Source organism: Streptomyces corchorusii, assembly GCF_001514055.1.
GTDB lineage: Bacteria > Actinomycetota > Actinomycetes > Streptomycetales > Streptomycetaceae > Streptomyces > Streptomyces olivaceoviridis.
Genome location: NZ_KQ948360.1, coordinates 292,865 through 316,370, shown reverse-complemented (window position 1 = coordinate 316,370; position 23,506 = coordinate 292,865). Strand labels below are relative to the sequence as shown.

The 23,506-nt window shown below is 72.2% G+C and carries 22 protein-coding genes; 11 read left to right on the top strand and 11 right to left on the bottom strand.

Translation table 11 applies throughout. The features are described 5' to 3' along the window. Window positions 1-40: 40 nt before the first annotated feature. From AQJ11_RS26935 to galU, 5 genes are all read right to left on the bottom strand, one after another. Entirely contained in the window at window positions 41-649 is a 609-nt protein-coding gene (locus tag AQJ11_RS26935; RefSeq protein ID WP_014673245.1) for a GNAT family N-acetyltransferase, read from the bottom strand. A 26-nt stretch (window positions 650-675) separates the two neighbouring features. Continuing rightward, window positions 676-1,179: a MogA/MoaB family molybdenum cofactor biosynthesis protein gene (locus AQJ11_RS26930; protein ID WP_014673246.1), complete on the bottom strand. Its 504-nt coding sequence runs from the start codon at window positions 1,177-1,179 to the stop codon at window positions 676-678. Further along, window positions 1,176-1,688, bottom strand: coding sequence for a cyclic pyranopterin monophosphate synthase MoaC (moaC, locus tag AQJ11_RS26925; RefSeq protein WP_014673247.1), 513 nt, complete (start codon window positions 1,686-1,688; stop codon window positions 1,176-1,178). Before moaC ends, AQJ11_RS26930 begins: the two co-directional genes overlap by 4 nt. A gap of 84 nt (window positions 1,689-1,772) precedes the next feature. Continuing rightward, a complete protein-coding gene (gene glp / locus AQJ11_RS26920; protein WP_014673248.1) occupies window positions 1,773-3,095 on the bottom strand; it encodes a molybdotransferase-like divisome protein Glp in 1,323 nt (440 codons plus the stop codon). Further along, on the bottom strand, window positions 3,092-4,003 hold the full coding sequence (gene galU / locus AQJ11_RS26915; RefSeq protein ID WP_041665945.1) for a UTP--glucose-1-phosphate uridylyltransferase GalU: 912 nt from the start codon (window positions 4,001-4,003) through the stop codon (window positions 3,092-3,094). The genes glp and galU overlap by 4 nt, the downstream gene beginning before the upstream one ends. A 95-nt stretch (window positions 4,004-4,098) precedes the next feature. Here galU and AQJ11_RS26910 point away from each other — a divergent pair, with 95 nt between their 5' ends. Beyond that, window positions 4,099-4,719, top strand: a complete 621-nt coding sequence (locus AQJ11_RS26910; RefSeq protein ID WP_079082413.1) for a 5-formyltetrahydrofolate cyclo-ligase — start codon at window positions 4,099-4,101, stop codon at window positions 4,717-4,719. A 72-nt stretch (window positions 4,720-4,791) separates the two neighbouring features. Here AQJ11_RS26910 and AQJ11_RS26905 read toward each other — a convergent pair whose 3' ends face one another. Continuing rightward, window positions 4,792-7,656: a penicillin acylase family protein gene (locus tag AQJ11_RS26905; RefSeq protein WP_059264664.1), complete on the bottom strand. Its 2,865-nt coding sequence runs from the start codon at window positions 7,654-7,656 to the stop codon at window positions 4,792-4,794. 205 nt (window positions 7,657-7,861) lie between these two features. Between AQJ11_RS26905 and AQJ11_RS26895 the strand changes: the two genes are divergently transcribed. From AQJ11_RS26895 to mscL, 6 genes are all read left to right on the top strand, one after another. Next, window positions 7,862-9,382, top strand: coding sequence for a potassium/proton antiporter (locus tag AQJ11_RS26895; RefSeq protein WP_078611757.1), 1,521 nt, complete (start codon window positions 7,862-7,864; stop codon window positions 9,380-9,382). A 244-nt stretch (window positions 9,383-9,626) separates the two neighbouring features. Further along, window positions 9,627-10,922, top strand: a complete 1,296-nt coding sequence (locus AQJ11_RS26890; protein WP_059264662.1) for an MFS transporter — start codon at window positions 9,627-9,629, stop codon at window positions 10,920-10,922. A 67-nt stretch (window positions 10,923-10,989) separates the two neighbouring features. Next, window positions 10,990-11,286 carry an FmdB family zinc ribbon protein gene (locus AQJ11_RS26885; RefSeq protein ID WP_014673254.1) on the top strand — a complete coding sequence of 99 codons (297 nt, stop codon included), beginning with the start codon at window positions 10,990-10,992 and terminating at the stop codon, window positions 11,284-11,286. Between the two features lie 99 nt (window positions 11,287-11,385). Further along, window positions 11,386-12,219 carry an S-methyl-5'-thioadenosine phosphorylase gene (locus tag AQJ11_RS26880; RefSeq protein WP_041665266.1) on the top strand — a complete coding sequence of 278 codons (834 nt, stop codon included), beginning with the start codon at window positions 11,386-11,388 and terminating at the stop codon, window positions 12,217-12,219. 403 nt (window positions 12,220-12,622) lie between these two features. Further along, the gene (locus AQJ11_RS51245; protein ID WP_244218359.1) at window positions 12,623-13,294 is read left to right on the top strand and encodes a hypothetical protein; all 672 of its coding nucleotides are present in this window, start codon (window positions 12,623-12,625) and stop codon (window positions 13,292-13,294) included. Window positions 13,295-13,441: 147 nt separating this feature from the next. Next, entirely contained in the window at window positions 13,442-13,918 is a 477-nt protein-coding gene (gene mscL, locus AQJ11_RS26870; protein WP_014673257.1) for a large conductance mechanosensitive channel protein MscL, read from the top strand. A 20-nt stretch (window positions 13,919-13,938) separates the two neighbouring features. On the opposite strand, the gene AQJ11_RS48390 is transcribed toward mscL, so the two are convergent. Next, window positions 13,939-14,115, bottom strand: a complete 177-nt coding sequence (locus tag AQJ11_RS48390; protein WP_014673258.1) for a hypothetical protein — start codon at window positions 14,113-14,115, stop codon at window positions 13,939-13,941. A gap of 123 nt (window positions 14,116-14,238) precedes the next feature. Here AQJ11_RS48390 and AQJ11_RS26865 point away from each other — a divergent pair, with 123 nt between their 5' ends. From AQJ11_RS26865 to AQJ11_RS26850, 4 genes are all read left to right on the top strand, one after another. Next, window positions 14,239-15,477: a low temperature requirement protein A gene (locus AQJ11_RS26865; protein WP_059264661.1), complete on the top strand. Its 1,239-nt coding sequence runs from the start codon at window positions 14,239-14,241 to the stop codon at window positions 15,475-15,477. A 40-nt stretch (window positions 15,478-15,517) separates the two neighbouring features. Continuing rightward, window positions 15,518-16,543, top strand: coding sequence for a P1 family peptidase (locus tag AQJ11_RS26860; RefSeq protein ID WP_107120876.1), 1,026 nt, complete (start codon window positions 15,518-15,520; stop codon window positions 16,541-16,543). Window positions 16,544-16,692: 149 nt separating this feature from the next. Continuing rightward, window positions 16,693-17,913, top strand: coding sequence for a L,D-transpeptidase (locus AQJ11_RS26855; RefSeq protein WP_175252175.1), 1,221 nt, complete (start codon window positions 16,693-16,695; stop codon window positions 17,911-17,913). 158 nt (window positions 17,914-18,071) lie between these two features. Continuing rightward, entirely contained in the window at window positions 18,072-18,818 is a 747-nt protein-coding gene (locus AQJ11_RS26850) for a DUF6227 family protein (protein ID WP_059264659.1), read from the top strand. A 2-nt stretch (window positions 18,819-18,820) separates the two neighbouring features. Here the strand turns inward: AQJ11_RS26850 and AQJ11_RS26845 are convergent, their stop codons facing one another. The 4 genes from AQJ11_RS26845 to AQJ11_RS26830 form a co-directional block, all read right to left on the bottom strand. Beyond that, window positions 18,821-19,072 carry a hypothetical protein gene (locus AQJ11_RS26845; protein ID WP_059264658.1) on the bottom strand — a complete coding sequence of 84 codons (252 nt, stop codon included), beginning with the start codon at window positions 19,070-19,072 and terminating at the stop codon, window positions 18,821-18,823. A gap of 141 nt (window positions 19,073-19,213) precedes the next feature. Next, complete coding sequence (locus AQJ11_RS26840; protein WP_059264657.1) at window positions 19,214-21,358, bottom strand: PTS fructose transporter subunit IIABC; 2,145 nt, start codon at window positions 21,356-21,358, stop codon at window positions 19,214-19,216. Between the two features lie 436 nt (window positions 21,359-21,794). Continuing rightward, window positions 21,795-22,742, bottom strand: coding sequence for a 1-phosphofructokinase (gene pfkB / locus AQJ11_RS26835; protein ID WP_059264656.1), 948 nt, complete (start codon window positions 22,740-22,742; stop codon window positions 21,795-21,797). Further along, window positions 22,739-23,500: a DeoR/GlpR family DNA-binding transcription regulator gene (locus AQJ11_RS26830; protein WP_014673267.1), complete on the bottom strand. Its 762-nt coding sequence runs from the start codon at window positions 23,498-23,500 to the stop codon at window positions 22,739-22,741. Before AQJ11_RS26830 ends, pfkB begins: the two co-directional genes overlap by 4 nt. Between the last annotated feature and the right edge of the window lie 6 nt (window positions 23,501-23,506).

The following is a 23,506-nucleotide window of genomic DNA, read 5'->3' as shown; positions in this document are numbered from 1 at the left end:
AGACGGTCAACAGCCGATCATTTTCGAACATATATTCAATTTACTGGCTCTCGGTGCGCTGGCTCCCGCGAGAGCGCGCCCGCTTCCACCGCGTGAGCAACCCGTCGGGCACCTCTTCCGCGGTGAGCGCGAAGACGAGATGGTCGCGCCAGGCGCCGTCGATGTGCAGATAACGCGGCCGGAGCCCCTCCTCGCGGAATCCGAGTTTCTCCACCACCCGCCGGCTCGGCCGGTTCTCGGGGCGAATGCAGACCTCGACGCGGTGCAGGCCGACGGTGCGGAAACAGTGGTCCACCGCCAGCGCGACGGCCGTGGGCATCACCCCGCGCCCGGCCACCGCCTCGTCCACCCAGTACCCGACGTGCCCCGAGCACATCGAGCCCCAGGTGATCCCGGCGACCGTCAACTGCCCGACCAGCTGCCCCTGGTACTCGATGACGAACGGCAGCATCCGGCCCGCGTTCGCCTCGGAGCGCAGATGCCGGACCATCTGGCGGTAGGTCGGCCGGTGCGCTATCGGTCCGCTCGGCGTGGGCGGCGGGATGGTCGCCTCCCACGGGCGCAGCCAGTCGCGGTTGCGCCGGTTCACCTCGCGCCAGACCCGCTGGTCGCGCAGCTTTATCGGCCGGAGGACGACATCGCCGTCCACCAGTACGACGGGCCAGGAAGGGGTGTTCAGCTCGCACCCCCCGTACCGCCGGGTCTCGGGTGGTCACCGCCGCGGATCTGGTCGACGGCATGGATCAGCAGGGGCTCCAGCACGGCGAGGCCGTCGCGCACCCCGCCGGTCGACCCGGGCAGGTTGACGATCAGCGTGCGCCCGGCCACTCCCGCCAGGCCCCGGGACAGCGCGGCGGTCGGCACCTTCTCGCGGCCGTACGCGCGAACGGCCTCCGCGATGCCCGGCACCTCGTGGTCGATCACCGCGCGGGTCGCCTCGGGGGTGCGGTCGGTGGGCGACAGGCCGGTGCCGCCGGTGGTGACGACGACGTCGTACCCGGCGGCGACGCCCGCGCGCAGGGCCGCTTCCACGGGGTCGCCGTCGGGAACGACCTGCGGGCCGTCGACGTCGAACCCGACGCTCCTGAGGCCGTCGGCGACCAGCGGACCGCCCTTGTCCGCGTAGACGCCCGCGGCGGCCCGGTTGGAAGCGGTGATCACCAGAGCACGGTAGGTCATGTCCTGCTCCAGTCGCCCGACTTGCCGCCCGTCTTCTCCTCCACCCGTACGTCCGTGATGACCGCCCCCTTGTCGACCGCCTTGACCATGTCGATCACGGTGAGCGCGGCGACCGTCACGGCGGTGAGGGCCTCCATCTCGACGCCCGTGCGGTCCGTGGTCTTCACGGTGGCCCGGATCTCCACGGCGTCGTCCGCGACCGACAGGTCCAGTGTCACACCGGACACCGACAACGGGTGGCACAGGGGGATCAGATCCGGGGTGCGCTTGGCACCCATGATCCCGGCGATCCGCGCGGTGGCGAGGGCGTCCCCTTTGGGCACGCCCTCGCCGCGCAGCAGTTCGACCACGCGTGGTGCGACGAGGACCCGGCCGCTGGCGCGGGCGGTGCGCGCGGTCACGTCCTTCCCGGACACGTCGACCATGCGGGCCGCGCCCGCCTCGTCGATGTGCGTCAGTCGGTCCTGCGCAGGGGCTCCGGGGGTCTCCCCCCGGGAAGGCTGGGTCATGGCTGTGGCGCTCCCGGTCCGGGCCCGGCGCGGTGCGGCGCGCGGGCCTGCTGTGCGCGACACGGTACCGCCAACCGGCGGAGCTCAGCCGAGCAGGACCACCTCGACCTCGCTGCCGGGCTCGACGGACTCCGTGTCCTCGGGCACGACGATCAGCGCGTCCGCCTGCGCCAGCGCGGCGATCAGGTGGGAGCCGGCACCGCCCACGGGGGTCACCTCGCCGTCGGTGTAGGTGCCGCGCAGGAACTGGCGGCGCCCCTTCGGCGAGCGCAGCGCCCCGTCGGCCTTGAGGACGGCCCGCGCGCGGGGCCGGTGGAGGTCCGTGACGCCCATCAGCGCGCGGATGGCGGGGCGGACGAACAGCTCGAAGGAGACGTACGACGACACCGGGTTGCCGGGCAGTGCCAGCAGCGGGGTGTGGTCGGGGCCGATGGAGCCGAAGCCCTGGGGCTTGCCGGGCTGCATGGCGAGCTTGCGGAACTCGACGCCGCTGCCCGCCTCGTCCGCGTCCCCGGCGTACGACAGCGCCTCCTTGACGACGTCGTACGCGCCGACGCTCACCCCGCCGGTGGTCACCAGCAGGTCGGCGCGGATGAGCTGGTCCTCGATGGTGGAGCGCAGGGTCTCGGCGTCGTCGGCGACGGCGCCCACCCGGTAGGCGATGGCGCCCGCGTCCCGCGCGGCGGCGGTGAGGGCGAAGCTGTTGGAGTCGTAGATCTGCCCGCCGGCCAGTCGCTCGCCGGGCTGGACGAGCTCGCTGCCGGTGGACATCACGACCACCCGCGGGCGGGGGCGCACGCGCACCGTGCCGCGGCCGATCGCGGCGAGCAGCGCGATCTGCGGCGGGCCGAGGACCGTCCCGGCCTCCAGGGCGAGGTCCCCGGCCTTCACGTCGCTGCCCTTGGCCCGCACGTGCGCGCGTGCCTCGGCGGAGCGGTACACGTGCACATGGCCCTCGGCGCCCTCGGGGGCCAGGCTGCGCGCCCGCATGCCGCTGACCGGGCCCTCGCCGAGCCCGCCGTCGGTCCACTCGACGGGGACGACGGCCTCGGCACCGGGCGGCAGCGGCGCGCCGGTCATGATGCGCGCGGCCTGTCCGGGGCCGACCCGCACCGGGTCGGCCGCGCCGGCCGCGACGTCCCCGACGACCTCCAGGACGGCCGGGAACTCCTCCCCGGCGCCCGCCACGTCCGCGACCCGCACCGCGTACCCGTCCATGGAGCTGTTGTCGAACGGCGGCAGGGACACCGGCACCGTGACGTCGTCGACCAGGACGCAGCCCTGGGCGTCGAGCAGTTGCAGCTCGATGGGTTCGAGGGGGCGGACGGTCGAGAGGATGTCCTCAAGATGCTCGTCCACCGACCACAGGTCGTCCGGGCCGGCGGGGCGGGTCGCGGCGCTGCTCAAGATTCCTGCATCTCCTCGGCTACGTAACTGCGGAGCCAGGTCCGGAAGTCCGGGCCCAGGTCCTCACGTTCGCATGCGAGTCTGACAATGGCACGCAGGTAGTCGCCACGGTCACCGGTGTCATAGCGGCGGCCCTTGAAGACGACGCCGTGCACCGGGCCGCCGACCTTCTCGTCCTGCGCGAGCTGCTGGAGCGCGTCGGTGAGCTGGATCTCGCCGCCGCGGCCCGGCTCGGTCGTGCGCAGTATGCCGAAGACGTGCGGGTCGAGGACGTAGCGGCCGATGATCGCGTAGTTCGAGGGGGCGTCCGCCGGGTCCGGCTTCTCGACCAGTCCGGTCACCTTGACCACGTCGCCATCGGCGGTGGCCTCCACCGCGGCGCAGCCGTAGAGGTGGATCTGCTCGGGCGCGACCTCCATCAGGGCGACGACGCTGCCGCCGTGCCGCTCCTGGACCTCGATCATGCGCGCGAGCAGCGGGTCCCGCGGGTCGATCAGGTCGTCGCCGAGGAGGACGGCGAAGGGCTCGTGGCCGACGTGCGGGGCGGCGCACAGCACGGCGTGCCCGAGGCCCTTGGGGTCGCCCTGGCGCACGTAGTGCATGGTGGCCAGGTCGCTGGACTCCTGCACCTTCGCGAGCCGTTCGGCGTCGCCCTTCTTCTCCAGCGCCGATTCCAGCTCGTAGTTGCGGTCGAAGTGGTCCTCAAGGGGGCGCTTGTTGCGCCCGGTGATCATGAGGACGTCGTCGAGCCCCGCCGACACGGCCTCCTCGACCACGTACTGGATCGCCGGCTTGTCTACGACCGGCAGCATCTCCTTGGGAGTGGCTTTGGTAGCCGGCAGGAACCGGGTGCCGAGGCCGGCTGCGGGAATGACAGCCTTGCTGATCCTGGGGTGGGACTGAGTCATGCCCGCCACCATATCCGGTGCCTTTGTGGGGAATCTGTGGCTCAGGCTGCTTGACCCTTATATGGACTGCATTAGGAAGGGTGCGAGGACCACCAGTGGAACACGACGGACGTACGGGCGAGCCTGACAAGCGCGCGTTTCGGCGAGAGCTCCTCGGGGTGAGGAACAGGTTGACGGCGGATGACGTCCGCGTGGCGGGCCGCGCGCTGGCCGAGCGCGCCCTGGAGCTGCCCGAGCTGGCGCGTGGCCGCACGGTGGCGGCGTACGTCTCGGTGGGCAGCGAACCGGGCACGCCCGCCCTGATGGACGCGCTGCGCGCGCGGGGCGTGCGCGTCCTGCTCCCCGCGCTGCTGCCCGACAACGACCTGGACTGGGGCGAGTACGCCGGCCCGGACTCCCTCGCCCGGGTGCGACACGGCGGCAAGATGGCTCTTTTCGAGCCCTCCGGTCCGCGTCTCGGCCCGGACGCCGTGACGGACGCGGACGTGGTCCTGCTGCCCGGGCTCGCGGTGGACGCGCGCGGGATGCGCCTGGGGCGCGGTGGAGGGTCGTACGACCGGGTGCTGGCCCGGCTGGAGCGCGCGGGCGCGCGCCCGCGGCTCGTGGTGCTGCTCTACGACACGGAGGTCGTCGCGCGCGTCCCGGCGGAGGCGCACGACAGACCGGTGCACGCGGTGGTGACGCCGTCGGGTGTGCGCCGCTTCCCGCAGGGCTGACCCTTCCCCTGAAACGCGGAAGCGGCCCTCCACGCGCGCGTGGGGGGCCGCTTCCGTGCCGTGTGCCGGTGGTCAGGGCTGGAGGACCAGGGTGTCGCTCGTGCTCTTGTCCACGGCCTTGCCCGAGAACGACCAGGGCAGCAGCTCGCCCTTGGCCCACTTGCTGGTCTGGTCCGTGTAATGCGCGCTGAAGGCGTGCCCGGAGGCGCCGCTCAGGTTGATCCACTTGGACTTGTCGAGGTCGGCGAGGTTGACGACCATCCGCATGGACGGCACCCAGACCACGTTGTAGCCGCCGGCGGCGTTCCAGCCGGTCGCGTTCACCGTCGCCTCACCGCCGCTGAGCTTCCAGGGGCCGCGGTTGAGGAGGTACTGGAGGACCTTGGGGCCCTCGGTGCCGAGCGTCTGGTTCTTCAGGAACAGCCGGTGCAGACGGCCCCAGCTCCAGGTGTCGATGTCCTTGCCGAGCTTGGCGGTCAGCTCCCAGCGGGCGTCGATCATGGCGCGGGCGAAGAGCTGGTCGCGGTTCTCGGCGGCGGGACGGGTGCCCGACTTGGGCGTCTTCCACCAGTCGCTGTCCGGCTTGTCCATCAGGGTGCGCACGACCTCGAACCAGCGGTCGCCGCCGTCCGGCTGCGCCTGGTCGGCGTCGCGCTGGCCGCACTCGCGCACCTTGGTGTCGTCGTCCACCGGGCCGGTGCTGTCGATCTTGTCGACCCACAGGCACTGTCCCTTGACGCGCAGCTCCTTGGGCAGCTTGTTGCCGAACGCGAGCTTGAGGATGTTGCGCCAGACGGCGTTGAAGTACGCCGCCGCCGCGGAGTCGGCGTCCTGGGTGTAGTCCCAGCCCTCCAGCAGCTTCTGCGCCTGGCGGACCTCCGGGTCGTCCAGGTTGATCTTCAGCAGCTTGGGCACCAGGAGCTTGGCGATCTCGCTGCTGTTGTCCGTCTGCATCTGCCGCATGTCGTCGGTGGAGATCTTGCCGCCGTCCTTGATCTTGGACTCGATCAGGTCGGTGATGCGCTGGCTGCGGGTGCCGTAGCCCCAGTCCGTGGTGAGGGTGTACGGGTACGTGTCCGGGTCGACCACGGCCTGGTTGGCGGTGACGATGTAGCCGCGCTTCGGGTCGTACTCGTAGGGCAGTTCGTCCTGCTTGATGAAGCCCTTCCAGCGGTACTTCGAGTCCCAGCCCGGCACCGGGACGGCACCGGAGTCCTTGGCGGTGCGGGTGGGGATCCTGCCGGGCAGCGTGTAGCCGATGTGGTTGTCCGTGCTGGCGTAGATCAGGTTCTGCGAGGGCACGTCGAACAGGGCCGCCGCCGCGCGGAAGTCGCTCCAGTCCCCGGCCTTGTCGAGGGCGAACACGGCGTCCATGGTCGTGCCCGGGTCGAGCGCGGTCCACCGCAGGGCGATGCCATAGCCGTCGCCGCGGTCGGGCGCGGCGGTGTTCACGGTGGCCTTCTTGCCGACCTGGACGAGTTCGTCGTCACGGTCGGACAGCAGCGGCATCCCGTCCTGGGTCTGCCGGACGACGATCGTCTTGGCCGAGCCCCCGGCGACCTTGATGGTCTCCTCGCGGGTCTTGAACGGCCGGATCTTGCCGTCGTACAGGTAGCCGTTCGCGCTCACCTTCTCCAGGTAGAGGTCGGTGACGTCGACGCCGGAGTTGGTCAGGCCCCACGCGATCTTCCCGTTGTGGCCGATGACCACACCGGGCATGCCGGCGAACGTGTAGCCGGTCACGTCGTACTGGCACTTGGCGGAGACGGTGCGGCAGTGCAGGCCCATCTGGTACCAGACGGACGGCAGGGACGCCGACAGGTGCGGGTCGTTGGCGAGCAGCGGCTTGCCGGTGATGGTGTACTTCCCGGCGACCACCCAGGAGTTGGAGCCGATGCCCTGGCCGTTCACGCCGACGGCCGTGGGCAGGTCGTCCAGGACGTTGTAGAGGCCGTCCAGCTGGCTCGTGAGGCCCGAACCCGTTCCGGCCGAGGTGGAGGAGCCGGTCGTGCCCGTCGTGCCCTGAGAAGAGCCCGTGGCGCCGCCGGTCGTGCCCGTCGTGCCCGTCGTACCGGTCGTGCCCGTCGTACCGGTCGTGCCCGTCGTGCCCGCACCGGAGCTCGTGCCGCCGCTCTGCTGGAAGGCCTGGGTCACCGCGTCGTACTGGCCCTCCTGGACGATCGGCTTGTTGCGGCCGTAGGGGTACGCCGGGTACAGGTCCTGGATCTGCTGCGGGCCGAGGCGGCTGGTCATGAGGGCGCGGTCGATCTCGTCCTGCATGTTGCCGCGCAGGTCCCAGGCCATCGCCTTCAGCCACGAGACGGAGTCGACCGGGGTCCACTTCTCCGGCTTGTAGTCGTTGGTCAGGCCCAGGGCCGCGTACTCCAGGGAGATGTCCTTGCCGTCCTTGCCCTGGAGGTAGGCGTTGACCCCCTTGGCGTACGCCTGGAGGTACTTCTTGGTGGAAGCCGACAGCTTGGTGTCGTACTCCTGCCGCGCGATCCGGTCCCAGCCGAGGGTGCGCAGGAACTCGTCGTTCTTGACCTGGCCCTTGCCGAACATCTCCGACAGGCGCCCGGAGGTCATGTGCCGGCGCACGTCCATCTCGTAGAACCGGTCCTGCGCCTGGACGTAGCCCTGCGCCATGAACAGGTCCTCGTCCGAGGACGCGTAGATCTGCGGAATGCCGTAGCCGTCCCGCTTGACGTCGACCGGCCCGGACAGGCCGTCGAGCTTGATCGAACCGGTGGTCTGCGGGAAGGAGGCGCGGACGGTGCTGATCGACCAGTACGCCCCGTAGGCGATGCCTCCGATGATGGCCAGGACCAGCACCAGCACGATGAGTCGGGCTCTGCGCCCCTTCTTCCTGCCGGACTTGACGGACGTGGCACCCGCTGTGGCGGTGTCACCCGTGGTGGCGGTGGTGTTGGGGGGCATCGCTGTCCTTGCTGTCCTAACGCGAGCGGCAGGTCGGGCTGTGACTTTGAATGAGCGCTGGAGCAACCATAGGCGCAGGGCCCTGTCCCGCTTGACGCGGAGTCGGGAACCAGCGCGTACGAGCGTTCGATCTTGCCTCGCCGAACGTCAAGAAATCGTCAAGAGTTAGGTAAGGTAACGAAGTAACCGAAGATCCGCGGGCCCGATCCCGGAGGAGGAACGCCCCCTGACTGTTCACCACCTCAACCAGCTCCTGCTCGTCTGCTCCATCGTCCTGCTCGTCGCCGTCGCGGCCGTCCGGGTCTCGTCCCGCAGCGGGCTCCCCAGCCTGCTCGTGTACCTGGGGATCGGCGTCCTCATGGGCCAGGACGGCATCGGCCACATCCAGTTCAACAGCGCCGCGACGACCCAGGTCATGGGGTACGCGGCCCTGGTCGTGATCCTCGCCGAGGGCGGTCTGGGCACGAAGTGGAAGGAGATCCGGCCGGTCCTGCCGGCCGCCTCCGTGCTGGCGACGGTGGGAGTCGCGGTCAGCGTGGGCGTCACCGCTGCGGGCGCGCACTACCTGGTCGGGCTGGAGTGGCGGCAGGCGCTCATCATCGGGGCGGTGGTGTCGTCGACGGACGCGGCGGCGGTCTTCTCGGTCCTGCGGAAAATCCCCCTCCCCGCGCGCGTGACGGGCACACTGGAGGCCGAGTCCGGCTTCAACGACGCCCCGGTGGTCATCCTGGTCGTCGCCTTCTCCACGGCCGGCCCGGTCGAGCACTGGTACCTGCTGCTCGGCGAGATAGTCCTGGAGCTGGCCATCGGCGCGGCCCTGGGCCTCGCCGTGGGCTGGTTCGGCTCCTGGGGGCTCAGGCACGTCGCCCTGCCCGCCTCCGGTCTCTACCCGATCGCCGTGATGGCCATCGCCGTCACGGCGTACGCCGCCGGCTCCCTGGCGCACGGCAGCGGCTTCCTCGCCGTCTACCTGGCCTCCATGATCCTCGGCAACGCCAGGCTCCCCCACTGGCCCGCCACCCGCGGCTTCGCCGAGGGGCTCGGCTGGATCGCCCAGATCGGCATGTTCGTCGTGCTCGGCCTGCTGGTCACCCCGCACGAGCTGGGCGACGACATCGTGCCCGCGCTGGTCATCGGGCTGGTGCTGACCATGGTGGCCCGCCCGCTGAGCGTGGTGGTCAGCCTGGTGCCGTTCCGGGTGCCGCGGCCGGAGCGGATCCTGATGTCGTGGGCCGGGCTGCGCGGCGCCGTGCCCATCATCCTGGCGACCATCCCCATGGTGAACGGCGTCGCCGGCAGCCGCCGCATCTTCAACATCGTCTTCGTCCTGGTCGTCGTCTACACCCTCGTCCAGGGGCCGACCCTGCCCTGGCTGGCCCGCACGCTCCGGCTGGGCGAGAAGGGCGAGGCCGCCGACCTCGGCATCGAGTCGGCGCCCCTGGAGCGGCTCCAGGGACACCTGCTGTCCGTCACCGTCCCCGAGGGCTCCCGGATGCACGGCGTGGAGGTCAGCGAGCTGCGCCTGCCGCCCGGCGCGGCCGTCACCCTCGTCGTGCGCGAGGAGAAATCGTTCGTGCCGCTGCCCTCGACCGTGCTGCGGCACGGCGACGAACTGCTGGTCGTCGCCACCGACCCGGTCCGCGACGCGGCGGAACGGCGACTGCGCGCGGTCGCCCACGGCGGCAAGCTGGCGGGCTGGCTGGGCACGGACGGCAACCGCGGGTGAGCCCCGTGGCAATCACAGGCGCCCCCTGCGAGCGTGCTCGCTTTCACAGGGGCACAGGCCATGATCCCTGTAGTATGAAGGCACCCTGATCGAACCAACTCTGCCTGATGCAGAGCTGGCGCGACCGTATGGCGGCCGGAACATCCTCCGCGGAGGCACCGGTATCTACCGCAGTTCCGCGCAAGAGGACAGCTCTCGGCGCCCCCGCACGGGCGCGCTACCAGGCGGAAGAAAGGCACGGGCCGTGGAGTCCACGGTCACCACCGAGCCGGCGGAGAACCCGTCGACGTCGCCCCGCCCCGGATACGGACAGCTGCTGCGCACCCGCGGCGCCTGGACGTTCCTGCTCCCCGGCTTCGCCGCGCGCCAGCCGTTCGCGATGCTCACCCTCTCGATCGTGCTGCTCGTCCAGCACACCACCGGCTCGTACGGTGCCGCGGGCGCCGCCGCGGCGGCCACCGGCGTCTCCATGGCGCTGTTCGCGCCGTACGGCGGGCGCCTCGCCGACCGCTACGGCCAGCGGGCCGTCCTGCTCCCCGGCATCCTGGTGCACACGCTCTCCGGCCTGTCCCTGACGGCGCTCGCGCTGGCACACGCGCCCCTGTGGGCGCTGTTCCTGGCCGCCGTCCCGACCGGCGCCTCCGTACCGCAGATCGGCCCGATGGTGCGGGCGCGCTGGGGTGTGAAGCTCCAGGGCACGCCCCTGATGACCACGGCGGCGGCGTTCGAGTCGGTCACGGACGAGCTGACCTTCGTCGTCGGCCCCCTGCTGGCGACCGCGTTGTGCACGGCCGTGACGCCGGCCGCGGGCCTGGTCACGGAGGCCGGGCTGACCCTCGTCGGCGGTCTGCTGTTCGCCGCGCGGAAGAGCACGCAGCCGCCGGTCTCCCGGGAGAGCGGGCACGCGCGCGTGCGGCACGCCTCCGCCCTGCGTGTCCCGGGCGTGCGCGTGCTGGTCGTCACCTTCCTCGGCATCGGCTCGGTCTTCGGCGGTATGCAGGTGTCGTTCGCGGCCTTCACCGAGTCGATCGGCGAGCCCGGCCTGAACGGCGCCCTGTACGGCGTCTTCGCCGCCGGGAACATGCTGTCCGGCATCGTCTGCGGCGCGGTCGCCTGGAAGACGGCCCCGCAGAAGCGCCTCGTGATCGGTTACACGGCGCTCGCGGTGGCGGCGTCCGCGCTGTGGACGGCACACTCGGTGCTGCTGCTCGCCGCGCTCGGCCTGCTGGTCGGCATGTGCATCGCCCCGGCGCTGATCACCGGCTACACGCTGGTCGAGGGCCTGGTCCCGGCCGGCGCCCGGACCGAGGCCTTCACCTGGCTGACCGGCGCCGTCGCGCTCGGCCAGGCCGCCGCCGTCACGGTCGCGGGACAGCTGGAGGACCGGCTGTGGGACGGCTCCGGGTTCCTGGTACCGATGGGCGGCACCGTGCTCGCGCTGGTGACCCTGGTGACGCTGCGGTCGCGGCTGTCCGCACGGCACGGGAACCGCACCATCGCGCGTGGCGTCGGTCACCGCGTGCCGGTCACGGTGGACTGATCCCCGGGAATACGTCACTATGGACCGTCGTTAGCACTCATCGAGTGAGAGTGCCAGGAGGAAGACAGTGCCGACCTACCAGTACCAGTGCACCGAGTGCGGCGAGGGCCTTGAGGCGGTGCAGAAGTTCACCGACGACGCCCTGACCGTCTGCCCCAACTGCAACGGCCGCCTGAAGAAGGTGTTCTCCGCAGTCGGCATCGTCTTCAAGGGCTCGGGCTTCTACCGCAACGACTCCCGCGGCTCCACGTCGAGCAGCACCCCGGCGTCGAAGCCGGCCGCCTCGTCGTCCGACACGAAGGCGTCCTCCTCGACGTCCTCGTCCTCGTCGAGCTCCGGTTCCGCCAGCAGCTCCGCAGCCTGACACCTCCCATCCGGACCCTGCCGTCGCACGACGGCAGGGTCTTCGGCGTTCCCCGGCACCGGCTCCCCCACGCCCACGCGGCCCGCTAGTGTGCTGGTCATGGCCAAAGCAGAGATCGGCGTAATCGGCGGTTCGGGTTTCTACTCCTTCCTCGACGACGTGACCGAGGTCCAGGTGGACACCCCCTACGGGGCGCCCAGTGACTCGCTCTTCCTCGGGGAGATCGCCGGCCGGAAGGTCGCCTTCCTGCCCCGGCACGGCCGTGGCCACCATCTGCCCCCGCACCGCATCAACTTCCGCGCCAACCTGTGGGCCCTGCGCTCCGTCGGCGTACGGCAGGTGCTCGGCCCGTGTGCGGTGGGCGGACTGCGTCCCGAGTACGGGCCGGGCACCCTGCTCGTGCCCGACCAGTTCGTGGACCGTACGAAGTCCCGGGCACAGACCTACTTCGACGGGCTGCCGCTGCCGGACGGCACCGTGCCGAACGTCGTGCACGTGTCCATGGCCGACCCCTACTGCCCCACAGGGCGTGCCGCCGCGCTGAAGGCCGCCCGCGGCCGGGACTGGGAGCCGGTGGACGGCGGCACGCTGGTCGTGGTCGAGGGCCCGCGCTTCTCGACGCGCGCCGAATCGCTGTGGCACCAGGCCCAGGGCTGGTCGGTGGTGGGCATGACCGGCCACCCCGAGGCGGCGCTCGCCCGGGAGCTGGAGCTGTGCTACACCTCGCTCACCCTGGTCACCGACCTCGACGCGGGCGCCGAGACCGGTGAGGGCGTCTCGCACGAGGAGGTGCTGGAGGTGTTCGCGGCCAACGTGGACCGGCTGCGCGGCGTCCTCTTCGACGCGGTGGCGGCCCTTCCGGAGACCGGCGAGCGGGACTGCCTGTGCGTGAACGCGCTGGGCGGAATGGACCCGGGGTTCGCGTTGCCGTAGTGCCGGGGGGGTGAGGGGGAGGTCGGGCGGGGGGGCGGGCCGGGCCGGGAGGGACGGGTGGGGGAGGTTGGGCTGAGGAGGCCGGGCCGGGCAGGCCAGGCCGAGGACGCCGAGCCGGGGAGACCGAGCCGAGGACGCCGGGGGCGAGGAGGCTCGGTGACGCGGGGCGCGGCGCGGCTTGGCGGCGAGGCACGGCAGCGCGGCGCAACTCAACGGCGGGGCACGCAGCACGGCGCGACTCAGCGGCCGGGACGCGGCAGCACGGCGCGGCGGCGCGGAACTCCTCGTTCGGGTGGGTGAGTTATCCACAATCCGTCCGTGATCCACCGGCCCCGGCGGGATCCGGCGCGAGGCGTCATCGTGGCATCGCAAGCCGAACTCCTCCTCGCAGGCGGTGACTCCCATGCCCTCGTCCCCCCTCCCGCTCCCGCCCTCCCCCTCTCGCTCCCCCTCGCTCCCGCCCTCCCCTTCTCACTCCCCCTCGTTCTCCTCCGCGCCGACTCCGCCCCCGCTCTCCCCCGCTCGCTCCTCGTTCCCGCCCCCGCTGCGGCCTCCGCGTCCGCTGGGCACGGATGCCCCGCCGACCCGCGAGGTGTCCCCGTTCGATCCGGTGCGGGTGCGCGGCGGGCGGTACCGGTCGCAGCGGCTCCTACGGCAGCGCGGGCGAGCCGTCGCGGCCGGGCTCGCGGTGACGGCGGTGGCGCTCGTGGCCGCGGGGCCCCGGACCGGCGCGGAACCACACGGCACGCAGCGTGCCGACGGCCATCGGGCGGCGGAGCCCGTACGCCCCCACCCGGCGGTCGAGGTGGTGACGGCTCCGGTCCGGATCGCCGACGCCGCCGCGGTTCGCCTGCTGCACTCCGGTGACCGTGTCGACGTGATCGCCGCGGAGGACCCGTCGGCCGGGGCCGGCGTCCGGGTGCTGGCGCGCGGCGCACGGGTGACGGAAGTGCCGGAACCGCCGTCCAGTGCGGCCGAGAGCGGTGCGCTGGTCGTGCTGTCGGTGCCGCGGCCCACGGCGGCCCGGCTGGTCGGGGCGAGCGCCACCGCGCGCCTGGCGGTGACGCTGTGCTGAACCGGCTCGTACGCGCTCTTGGCGCCGTGGCCGACGTGTGGGCGAGGGCCTCGATCCGGTTACGGAAGTGGACACGACGTCCGCACCGTGCCGTAGGTTGCGGAGCGTTTCGTTCCACAACCTGTGCACGCGAGGAGAGTCCCCCAAGTGAGCGTGAAGAAGGATCCGGGCGTCTGGCAGGGCTTCAAGGCCTTCCTGATGCGCGGCAACGTCGTCGATCTGGCGGTCGCGGTGGTCATCGGCGCGGCCTTCACGAACATCGTCAACTCGATCGTGAAGGGGATCATCAACCCGCTGGTCGGGGCGATCGGCACCCAGAGCCTCGACAACTACAGCTCCTGCCTGAAGGACCCGTGCCGGGTGAGCGCGGACGGCACGGTCAAGAGCGGCGTGCCGATCATGTGGGGCTCCGTCCTCGGGGCCACGCTCAGCTTCCTGATCACCGCGGCGGTGGTGTACTTCCTGATGGTCCTGCCGATGTCGAAGTACCTGGCCCGGCAGGCGGCCCGGAAGGCGGCCCGGGAGGGCACGAAGGAAGTGGTCGAGGTGACCGAACTGGAGGTGCTCAAGGAGATCCGCGACGCGCTGCTCGCGCAGCGCGCGGCCGGGCACGACGAACGCTAGCGGCGCCGCCCGCGGACCGCTCAGAGGTGGTGGGGCGGCTTCTCGTCCAGGAAGCGCTTCAGGTCGGCGGCGCTGTCGCCGTCCGGGCGCTCGCCCCACCCGCGGTCGGTGTCGTCCGAGGACTGCTGGTCCAGCGGGTCGTCGAAGACCAGCGCGGGCTTCGGGTCGCGCGGCTCGGGTTCACGGGCGGTGCTCATGCCTCCAGGGTACGGCGCCCGCCGGCACCCCCGGCCTGGGATTTTCGCCGGACCGGTGGACCCTCCCCCGCTTGTGAAAGTCTGCACAAGATTTCGTCCCGGTTTTCTGCTGTGCTGGGAACCATGACGTCGAGTTCCCCTCCCACGCCCGCCCCCTCGGGCGCACCCAAGCCCTCCCGCCCCCTGCGGCGGCTCACCGCCCGCGAACGGGGCGAGGCGCACCGCGTCGCCTCCTCGCTGGAGCTCTTCTTCGATCTGTGCTTCGTCGTGGCGGTCGCGCAGGCGGGCGTGCAGCTGGTGCACGCCGTGGCGGCGGGCCACGCGGGCGAGGGGATCCTCAACTACGCGATGGTGTTCTTCGCCATCTGGTGGGCGTGGATGAACTTCAGCTGGTTCGCCTCGGCATACGACAACGACGACGCCCTCTACCGGGTGGTCACCCTCGTACAGATCGCCGGCGTCCTGGTGCTGGCCGCCGGTGTCTCCCGGGCCTCCACGCAGCACGACTTCCTCCTGGTCCTGCTGGGCTACGTGATCATGCGGCTGGCGATGGTCTGGCAGTGGCTGAGAGCCGCGAGATCGGCGCCGGGCGCGGAGCGGACCACGGCGCTTCGGTACGCGTGCGGCGTGCTGTTGTGCCAGATCGGCTGGCTCGGGCTGGTGGCGCTGCCGGAGCCGGCCCGCCCCTGGGTGTTCCTGGTGATGGTGGTCGCGGAACTGTGCGTGCCTCTCTACGCCGAGAGGGCCCAGAACACCTCCTGGCATCCGCATCACATCGCCGAGCGGTACGGCCTGTTCACGATCATCGTGCTCGGCGAGACGATCGCCGCGGCCACGGTCGCGGTGAAGTCGGCCACGGACGAGCACAACGCGCTGGGCGAGCTGCTGCCCATCGCGGCGGGCGGACTGCTGATCGTCTTCTCCGCGTGGTGGATCTACTTCGTGGTGCCCATCCACGGCCACCTGCGCTCCAGCCGGCGGGCGTTCGTCTGGGGCTACGGCCACTATCTGGTCTTCGCCTCGGCGGCGGCGATCGGCGCGGGTCTGGAGGTCGCCGTGGAACAGGCGGTCGGCAAGGCGCACATCTCCACCCTGTCCGCCTCGGCCGCCGTCACCCTGCCGACGGCGCTGTACCTGCTGACCGTGTGGGGGCTGCACGCCCGGCACTTCAAGGCGGGCCTCACCCAGCAGCTGGTGCTGCCGGTCACGGCTCTGCTGGTGATCTGCTGCACCTTCCTGGGCGACTGGGCGGTGCTCGCGGCGGGGCTGGTGTCCGCGGTCTCGGTGGCGGTCGGGGTGGTCCTGACGGCGCGCGCGTCCGGCCGGGAGCACGCGGCGGGCGCCACCGCCGCGGCCGGCTGATCTCCCGGGCAGCGCGCCGGACTGGGCGAGACTGGCGTCCATGACAGCTGACGCATTGACGGACGTCGCCGGGCTGCGCGTGGGGCACGCCACCCGTACCGGCGACGGGTGGCTCACCGGCACGACGGTCGTCCTCGCTCCCGTGGGCGGCGCGGTCGCGGCCGTGGACGTGCGCGGCGGCGGCCCCGGCACCAAGGAGACCGACGCGCTCGACCCGCGCAACGTGGTGCGGAAGGTCGACGCCGTCGTGCTGACCGGAGGCAGCGCGTACGGACTCGACGCGGCCTCCGGGGTGATGGCCTGGCTGGAGGAGCGGGAGCGGGGCGTGCGGGTGGGGACGGATCCGGCGCATGTCGTGCCGGTGGTGCCCGCCGCGTGCCTCTTCGACCTGGGGCGCGGCGGGGACTTCCGGGCCCGTCCGGACGCGGGGACGGGACGCTCGGCGGTGGAGGCCGCGGCGGCCGGTGTGCCGGGGGCCCGGGTGGCGCAGGGGTGCGTCGGCGCGGGCACGGGCGCCGTCGCCGGTCGGCTCAAGGGCGGGGTGGGCACCGCGAGCACGGTGCTCGACTCGGGGGTCACGGTGGCGGCACTGGTGGTGGCGAACGCCGCGGGGTCGGTGCTGGATCCGGAAACGGGGGTGCTGTACGGGGAGTTGTTCCAGGGACGGGTGGGGTATCCGGAGGAGCGGGTGCACGAGGCCGCGTGCCGGCGCCTGGACGAGGCCGCCGCCGGGAACGGGCCGGCGCCGCTCAACACGACGCTGGCGGTGGTCGCGACGGACGCCGACCTCTCCAAGGCGCAGGCGCAGAAGCTGGCGGGCACGGCGCACGACGGGATCGCGCGGGCCGTGCGGCCGGTGCACCTCCTGCACGACGGGGACACGGTGTTCGCGCTGGCGACCGGCACGCACGCGCTGGATACGCACCCCTTGGCGCTCAATGACATCCTCGCCGCCGGCGCGGACATGGTGACACGCGCCATCGTCCGGGCCGTACGCGCCGCCGAGTCGGTCGACGGGCCGGGCGGAATGTGGCCGTCGTACGGGGAGTTGTACGGGCAGGGGTAACGGTACGGCCCCGGGGGCGGGGTGGATTGTCGCGGTTCTGTCACGCGATGGCGTTCACGGGCGGGGGAGGGAACCTTCCCCGGCCTCGGCGCCCTCTTCCTCCACGCACTGGAACGGATCACGCACATCACACGAACTGGGAGCAGCCCGTGACAACGCCGGACATTGCAGCGCGGCGCGCACTGGGGGCCTGTGCCGCCCTGATGGTCGGCGCCCTCACCCTGACCGCCTGCGGCGGCAGCGCCAAGGCCGACAACGACGACGGCAAGGGGGGCAAGGGCTCCCCGAAGACGTCGACGGCGAAGATCGCGATCTCGGCCAAGGACGGTTCGACGGGGGCGTCCATCAACGCGACCGGGGTGAAGGTCAGCGACGGCAAGCTGACCGATGTGAAGATGACCGTGGCGGGGTCGGGGCAGACCGTGCCGGGGGCGATATCGGGGGACGGCCGCAGCTGGAAGCCGAAGGAGCGGCTGGAGCGCGGGACGAAGTACCAGATATCCGCGACCGCGAAGGACGGCGAGGGGCGCACGGCGGCGGCCAACTCCATCTTCACCACCGTCACCTCGGCGAACAGCTTCATCGGCACCTACACGCCGGACAACGGCACGACGGTCGGGGTGGGCATGCCGGTGTCGTTCACCTTCGACAAGTCGATCACCGACAAGAAGGCCGTGCAGTCGCACATCACGGTCAACACCACCAGCGGCCAGCAGGTGGTCGGGCACTGGTTCGGTGACCGGCGGCTCGACTTCCGGCCGCAGGAGTACTGGAAGGCCGGCTCCAAGGTCACGATGGACATCGACCTGGACGGGGTCCAGGGCGCGCAGGGCGTCTACGGGGTGCAGAAGAAGACGGTCTCCTTCACGATCGGCCGGTCGCAGGTCTCCACGGTCGACGCCCGCACGCAGACCATGACGGTCGTGCGGGACGGCCAGACCGTCAAGACGGTGCCGATCTCGGCGGGCAGCCCGCAGCACACCACGTACAACGGGCAGATGGTGATCTCCGAGAAGTTCGTGCAGACCCGTATGAACGGCTCGACGGTCGGCTTCGGCGGGGAGTACGACATACCGGACGTGCCGCACGCGATGCGGCTGACGTCGTCGGGGACGTTCATCCACGGCAACTACTGGTACAACAAGGGCAACCCGCCGTTCGGGCGGGAGGGCACCAGCCACGGCTGCGTCGGCCTCGCGGACGTGCAGGGGGCGCAGGGCGCCACGTCGGCCAAGTGGTTCTTCGACAACTCGCTCGTCGGCGACGTGGTGATCGTGAAGAACTCCCCCGACACGACGGTCGCCCCGGACAACGGCCTCAACGGCTGGAACATGTCCTGGAGCGCCTGGACCGCGGGAAGTGCCGCCTGAGCGGCGGGTTTTGACAGAACATCGGGCCGCGCGGGAACTTTTCGCGCGGCCCGCGCGTTTTCCCGGCGTACGTTTTCTCGGTTCCCGGACATGATGTCCGACCGAGGGGCTACGGTATGCACCCACAAGGTGACATGCAGCAACGCCCGGGAGAAGCCTTGAGCGTTCCGTACGAGACCGCAGCGTACGAACCAGCCGAGTCGCCCGAGTCTCCTGAGGAGCATCTCGCGCGGCTCCTCGGCCGTGCCCTGAACTCCTTCGAGCTGCCCGACGAGGTGATCAGACGACTCGACTGCGCGCTGGCGCACGACAGTTCGCTGCACTCCGCGTACCACAGCGCGGGGCTGCACCGGGAGACGTACCGGCACACCTGGCTGCTCGCCGACGGCTCGGCGGTCACGCTGTGGGAGCTGGTGCACAACCCCACGCCGGGCAGCGCGCCGGAGCACGAGGTGTACGTCGACGAGGAGGAGGTGCAGACCGCCACGGCACGGCTCGGTCTGCCCCCGGAGACGCGGGACTTCGAGCTGCCCGCGCTGATGCGCCTGTGGGCGATTCCCGAGCCCCGGCACATGTACGCCTCCGACGACTCGGCGGACCACGCGCGCCGGCTGCTGCGCCGCGCGGAGAACCCGGACCGGCCCGACGCGCGGACGGCGGCACTGCTGGCGACGGCGACCGCGCACGAGATCACCCAGGCGTTCGGCCGTCCGGGGCGGGCCGGACGGGCCGGGCTGAGCTACGCGCTGTACGAGCACGCCTTCCTGCTGCCGGACGGCACCGAGATCTCCCTGTGGGAGGTCGAGCACACGGCGACGCCCGACGGACGGCACATGTGCGAGGTCTACCTGTCGGAGGACGCGGCCCGGGAGGCGATGGAGCGGCGCGCGGCGCGGCAGGGCTGAGGTCAGCCGTTGGCGAGGTGCCGTACCAGGCCCGCGAACGCGTCCTGTTCGGCGGGCGTCAGCTCGACGGACTCCCGGGAGGGTCCGACCCGCGTCTGGCTCGGCAGGGCCGGGAGCGGCACGGTGGAGCGCCGGACGACGGTCCGGCGGCCGGCGCGGCGCAGCAGACGCATCAGAACGACGGCCCAGACGACGGCCGCCACGGCGAGGACGGCCACGCCGATCAGCTGGAGGGTCGGGGCGTGCTCAGGCATGCCTCCCAGTACACACCACGGTCCGGGACTTTGGTCCCGGACCGTGACGTATCTCGCAGGTGCCGTGAACAACTCACAGCGAACCAAAGGGACAAGAGGCAGGAGCAGCGGGGCGCGGCGCCGTCGGTGACGGTGCGGCGGTCAGGCCGCTATCGGCTGCTTGGTCTCCTTCGGCGCGGTGGCCGCCGGCGCGGCGGGATCGGTGGCCGTGGCCCCGGGGACCGGCTTGCGCAGCCCCTTCAGGAGGACCACCAGGGCCGTGGTGACGCAGACGCCGGCCGCGATGGCCACCAGGTACAGGAGCGGGTTGCCGATCAGCGGGACCACGAAGACGCCGCCGTGCGGGGCGCGCAGGGTGGCGCCGAAGGCCATCGACAGGGCGCCGGTGAGCGCACCGCCCACCATGGAGGACGGGATGACCCGCAGCGGGTCGGCCGCCGCGAACGGGATCGCGCCCTCGGAGATGAAGGACGCGCCCAGCACCCAGGCGGCCTTGCCGTTCTCCCGCTCGGTCTGCGTGAACAGCCTGCCGCGCACGGTGGTGGCCAGGGCCATCGCCAGCGGAGGGACCATGCCGGCCGCCATCACCGCGGCCATGATCTTCATGGCGGAGTCGCTGGGGTCGGAGACGGCGATGCCGGCGGTGGCGAAGGTGTAGGCGACCTTGTTGACCGGGCCGCCGAGGTCGAAGCACATCATCAGGCCGAGGAGGGCGCCCAGCAGGACGGCGTTGGTGCCGGTGAGGCCGCTCAGCCAGTCGGTCAGGCCCTTCTGCGCGGAGGCGATGGGCTTGCCGATCACGACGAACATCAGGAACCCGACGATCGCCGAGGAGATCAGCGGGATCACCACCACCGGCATGATGCCGCGCATCGCCGCCGGGATGTTCACCTTCTGGATCGCCATCACCACGCCACCGGCGATCAGGCCGGCCGCCAGACCGCCCAGGAAGCCGGCGTTGATGGTGAGGGAGATCGCGCCGCCGACGAAGCCGGGGACCAGGCCGGGCCGGTCGGCCATGCCGTAGGCGATGTAGCCGGCCAGGACCGGGACCAGGAAGCCGAAGGCCACGCCGCCGATCTGGAACAGCAGGGCGCCCCAGCTGTCGGCCTGGGTCCACACGAAGTGGTCCATCACCGACGGCGCCTTGTTGATCTTGTAGCCGCCGATCGCGAAGCCCAGGGCGATGAGGAGGCCGCCCGCGGCGACGAACGGGACCATGTAGCTGACGCCGGACATCAGCCACTTGCGGAGCTTGGTGCCGTAGCCCTCGGTGGAGTCGCCCGCGCGGTCGACCGGCGTACCGGCCGAAGCGCGCGCCGGGGCGCTCGCCTCGCCGCGCGCCGCCTTCTCACGGACCTCCGCGAGGAGTTCGGCGGGGCGGTTGATGCCCGCCTTCACCCCGACGTCCACGGTCGGCTTGCCCGCGAAGCGGTCCTTGTCACGCACCGGGACGTCGTGCGCGAAGATCACGCCGTCCGCCGCCGCGATCACCGCCGGGTCCAGCCGGGCGAAGCCGGCCGAGCCCTGCGTCTCGACGACCACCTCGACGCCCGCCTCGCGGCCGGCGTTCTCCAGGGACTCGGCCGCCATGTAGGTGTGGGCGATACCGGTCGGGCAGGAGGTGACGGCGACGACGCGGAAGGGACGCTCGCCGGAGCCGGCGGGCTCCGCGGCGGGCGGTGCGGTGTCCGCCGCGGGCGCGTCCTGCGGGCTTGCGCCCCCGGTGCTCGTATCCGCGTCCGGCGTGTGCGCCGTCCTGCCCGCCGCGGCGCCGGTGGAGGCCGCCACCGGCGCCGCAGCGGTGTCTTCGGAGGCTTCCTCGGCGCTCTGCGCCGACGCTGCCTCGTCGCCCCGGATCAGCGCCGCCGCCGTCTCCGCGTCGCCCACCGTCCGCAGCGCGGAGGTGAACTCGTCGTTCATCAGCTGGCGCGCGAGGGAGGAGAGGATCGTGAGGTGGGCGTCGTCGGCGCCGGCGGGTGCCGCGATCAGGAAGATCAGGTCGGCCGGGCCGTCCGCCGCGCCGAAGTCGATGCCGGCGGCGCTGCGGCCGAACGCGAGGGTCGGTTCGGTGACATGGGCGCTACGGCAGTGCGGGATGCCGATACCGCCGTCCAGGCCGGTCGGCATCTGGGCCTCCCGGGCGGCCACGTCGGCGAGGAAGCCCTCCAGGTCGGTCACCCGGCCCTGGCTCACCATGCGCTCGGCGAGGGCACGGGCCGCCGCTTCCTTTGTGTCGGCGGACAGGTCGAGATCGACCAGGTCCGCGGTGATCATGTCGCTCATCGCGGGCTCCTCTGCACGCGTATCGCCCGGGGAGAGGGGTGGGCGGAGGTGGGGACGGGGGTCTTGTGGGGGGCGGTGGGGCGGACGGGGACCGACGGGACACCGCGGCGGGGGGAGCGGGGCGGGGCCGGCGTATCGGGGGCGGGGGGCAGGTGGGGAGCGGTGGAGCGGTACGGGGCCGGCGGGAGACTCCTGCCGAGGGAATCGGACGCGCCCGTAACGGACCGACCCTGAACGGACGGAGCAGTAACGGACCGACCCGCAACGGATCGACCCACAACGAACCGACCCGTAACGGGCGTACCGCGAGTGGTCGGCCCCTGCGCCGGAGCGTTCACGCCGCGAACCGCCGGAGCGGCCGAGGCGCGCGCCCACGTTCCACGGGCGGCCGGAGCGAGTGTCACGCCGTCCGGAGCGGTCGTACACGGCGTGGCGGTCATGACGCCGGCTCCCTCAGTTCGCGGTCCACGGGGATGTCGGCGGTCACGGTCACCGCCGCCGGGTCCAGGTCGGCCGGGGTCGGCATCACGCTGCCGGGGAGCTGGACGGCGGCGGCGCCGTGGGCGACGGCGGAGGCCAGGGCGTCGGGACCGGTGCCGCCGGCGATGAGGAAGCCCGCCAGGGACGCGTCACCGGCGCCGACGTTGCTGCGGACCGCGGACACGCGCGCGCTGCCGAACCACGCGCCGTCGTCCGACACCAGCAGCTGGCCGTCGGCGCCCAGGCTCGCCAGCACGGCGCGGGCACCCATCGAGCGCACCTCCTCCGCCGCCTTGAGCGCGTCGCCCACGGTCGTCAGGGGGCGCGCGACGGCTTCCGCCAGCTCCTCGGCGTTCGGCTTGACCACGTCGGGCCGCGCGCGCAGCGCCTCCAGGAGCGCACGCCCCGAGGTGTCCAGCGCGATCCGGGCGCCCCCGGCGTGCGCCCGCGTGACGACATCGGCGTACCAGGAGGGCGCGAGCCCCCGGGGCAGGCTGCCGCAGCAGGCGATCCAGTCGGCGTCGCGGGACTGGGAGCGGACGGTGTCCAGGAGGAGTTCCTGCTCGGGCCCCGACAGCTCCGGACCCGGCGCGTTGACCTTCGTGAGGACGCCGTCGGCCTCCGCGAGCGCGATGTTGGAGCGGGTGGCTCCGAGGACCGGGACCGGCGCGACCTCGATGCCCTGCGCGTGGAGCAGTTCGGCGACGAGCGCCCCCGGCGCACCGCCCAGGGGCAGCACCGCGACCGTGCGCCGGCCGGCGGCGGCGACCGCGCGCGAGACGTTCACGCCCTTGCCACCGGGGTCCATGCGCTCGGTCTCGGCGCGGATGACCTCGCCGCGCTTGAGGGCCTGGACCTCGTAGGTGCGGTCGAGGGACGGGTTGGGGGTGACGGTGAGGATCATGCGCGCACTACTTCCGTGCCGCCGCGCTCGATGGCGGCGGTGTCTTCGGGGCTCAGCCCGCTGTCGGTGATCAGCAGGTCCACGTCGCTCAGGTCGCCGAAGCGGGCGAAGTGCTCCTGGCCGTGCTTGGAGGAGTCGGCCAGCAGCACCACGCGCCGGGCGGCGGCGACGGCGGCCCGCTTGACCGCGGCCTCGGCGAGGTCGGGGGTGGTCAGACCGTGCTCGGCGGAGAAGCCGTTGGCGGCGACGAACAGCACGTCGGCCCGGATCTCGCCGTACGCGCGGAGCGCCCACGCGTCCACGGCGGCGCGCGTACGGTGCCGTACGCGCCCTCCGATCAGATGGAGCTGGATGCCCGGGTGGTCGGCGAGGCGGGCGGCGATCGGCAGGGAGTGCGTGACGACGGTGAGCCGCGCCTCCAGCGGGATGGCGGCGGCGACGCGGGCCACCGTCGTACCGGCGTCGAGGATCATCGTGCCCTCGGCCGGCAGTTCGGACAGGGCGGCCTTGGCGATGCGGTCCTTCTCGTCGGCGGCGGTGGTCTCGCGCTCGGCGAGGTCCGGCTCGAAGTCCAGGCGGCCGGCCGGGATGGCACCGCCGTGCACCCGGCGGAGCAGACCGGCCCGGTCGAGGGCCTTCAGATCGCGCCGGATCGTCTCCGCGGTGACCTGGAACTCCTCGGCCAGCGACAGCACGTCCACCCGGCCGCCGTCACGGGCGAGCCGGAGGATCTCCTGCTGCCGCTCCGGTGCGTACATGTCCGT

Bases quoted from the DNA above. Each gene is read 5' to 3' on its own strand.
- AQJ11_RS26930 (WP_014673246.1), bottom strand. From the start codon at position 1,179: ATGACCTACCGTGCTCTGGTGATCACCGCTTCCAACCGGGCCGCCGCG.
- moaC (WP_014673247.1), bottom strand. From the start codon at position 1,688: ATGACCCAGCCTTCCCGGGGGGAGACCCCCGGAGCCCCTGCGCAGGAC.
- galU (WP_041665945.1), bottom strand. From the start codon at position 4,003: ATGACTCAGTCCCACCCCAGGATCAGCAAGGCTGTCATTCCCGCAGCC.
- AQJ11_RS26905 (WP_059264664.1), bottom strand. From the start codon at position 7,656: ATGCCCCCCAACACCACCGCCACCACGGGTGACACCGCCACAGCGGGT.
- AQJ11_RS26880 (WP_041665266.1), top strand. From the start codon at position 11,386: ATGGCCAAAGCAGAGATCGGCGTAATCGGCGGTTCGGGTTTCTACTCC.
- AQJ11_RS51245 (WP_244218359.1), top strand. From the start codon at position 12,623: ATGCCCTCGTCCCCCCTCCCGCTCCCGCCCTCCCCCTCTCGCTCCCCC.
- AQJ11_RS48390 (WP_014673258.1), bottom strand. From the start codon at position 14,115: ATGAGCACCGCCCGTGAACCCGAGCCGCGCGACCCGAAGCCCGCGCTG.
- AQJ11_RS26865 (WP_059264661.1), top strand. From the start codon at position 14,239: ATGACGTCGAGTTCCCCTCCCACGCCCGCCCCCTCGGGCGCACCCAAG.
- AQJ11_RS26860 (WP_107120876.1), top strand. From the start codon at position 15,518: ATGACAGCTGACGCATTGACGGACGTCGCCGGGCTGCGCGTGGGGCAC.
- AQJ11_RS26845 (WP_059264658.1), bottom strand. From the start codon at position 19,072: ATGCCTGAGCACGCCCCGACCCTCCAGCTGATCGGCGTGGCCGTCCTC.
- AQJ11_RS26840 (WP_059264657.1), bottom strand. From the start codon at position 21,358: ATGAGCGACATGATCACCGCGGACCTGGTCGATCTCGACCTGTCCGCC.
- pfkB (WP_059264656.1), bottom strand. From the start codon at position 22,742: ATGATCCTCACCGTCACCCCCAACCCGTCCCTCGACCGCACCTACGAG.
- AQJ11_RS26830 (WP_014673267.1), bottom strand. From the start codon at position 23,500: ATGTACGCACCGGAGCGGCAGCAGGAGATCCTCCGGCTCGCCCGTGAC.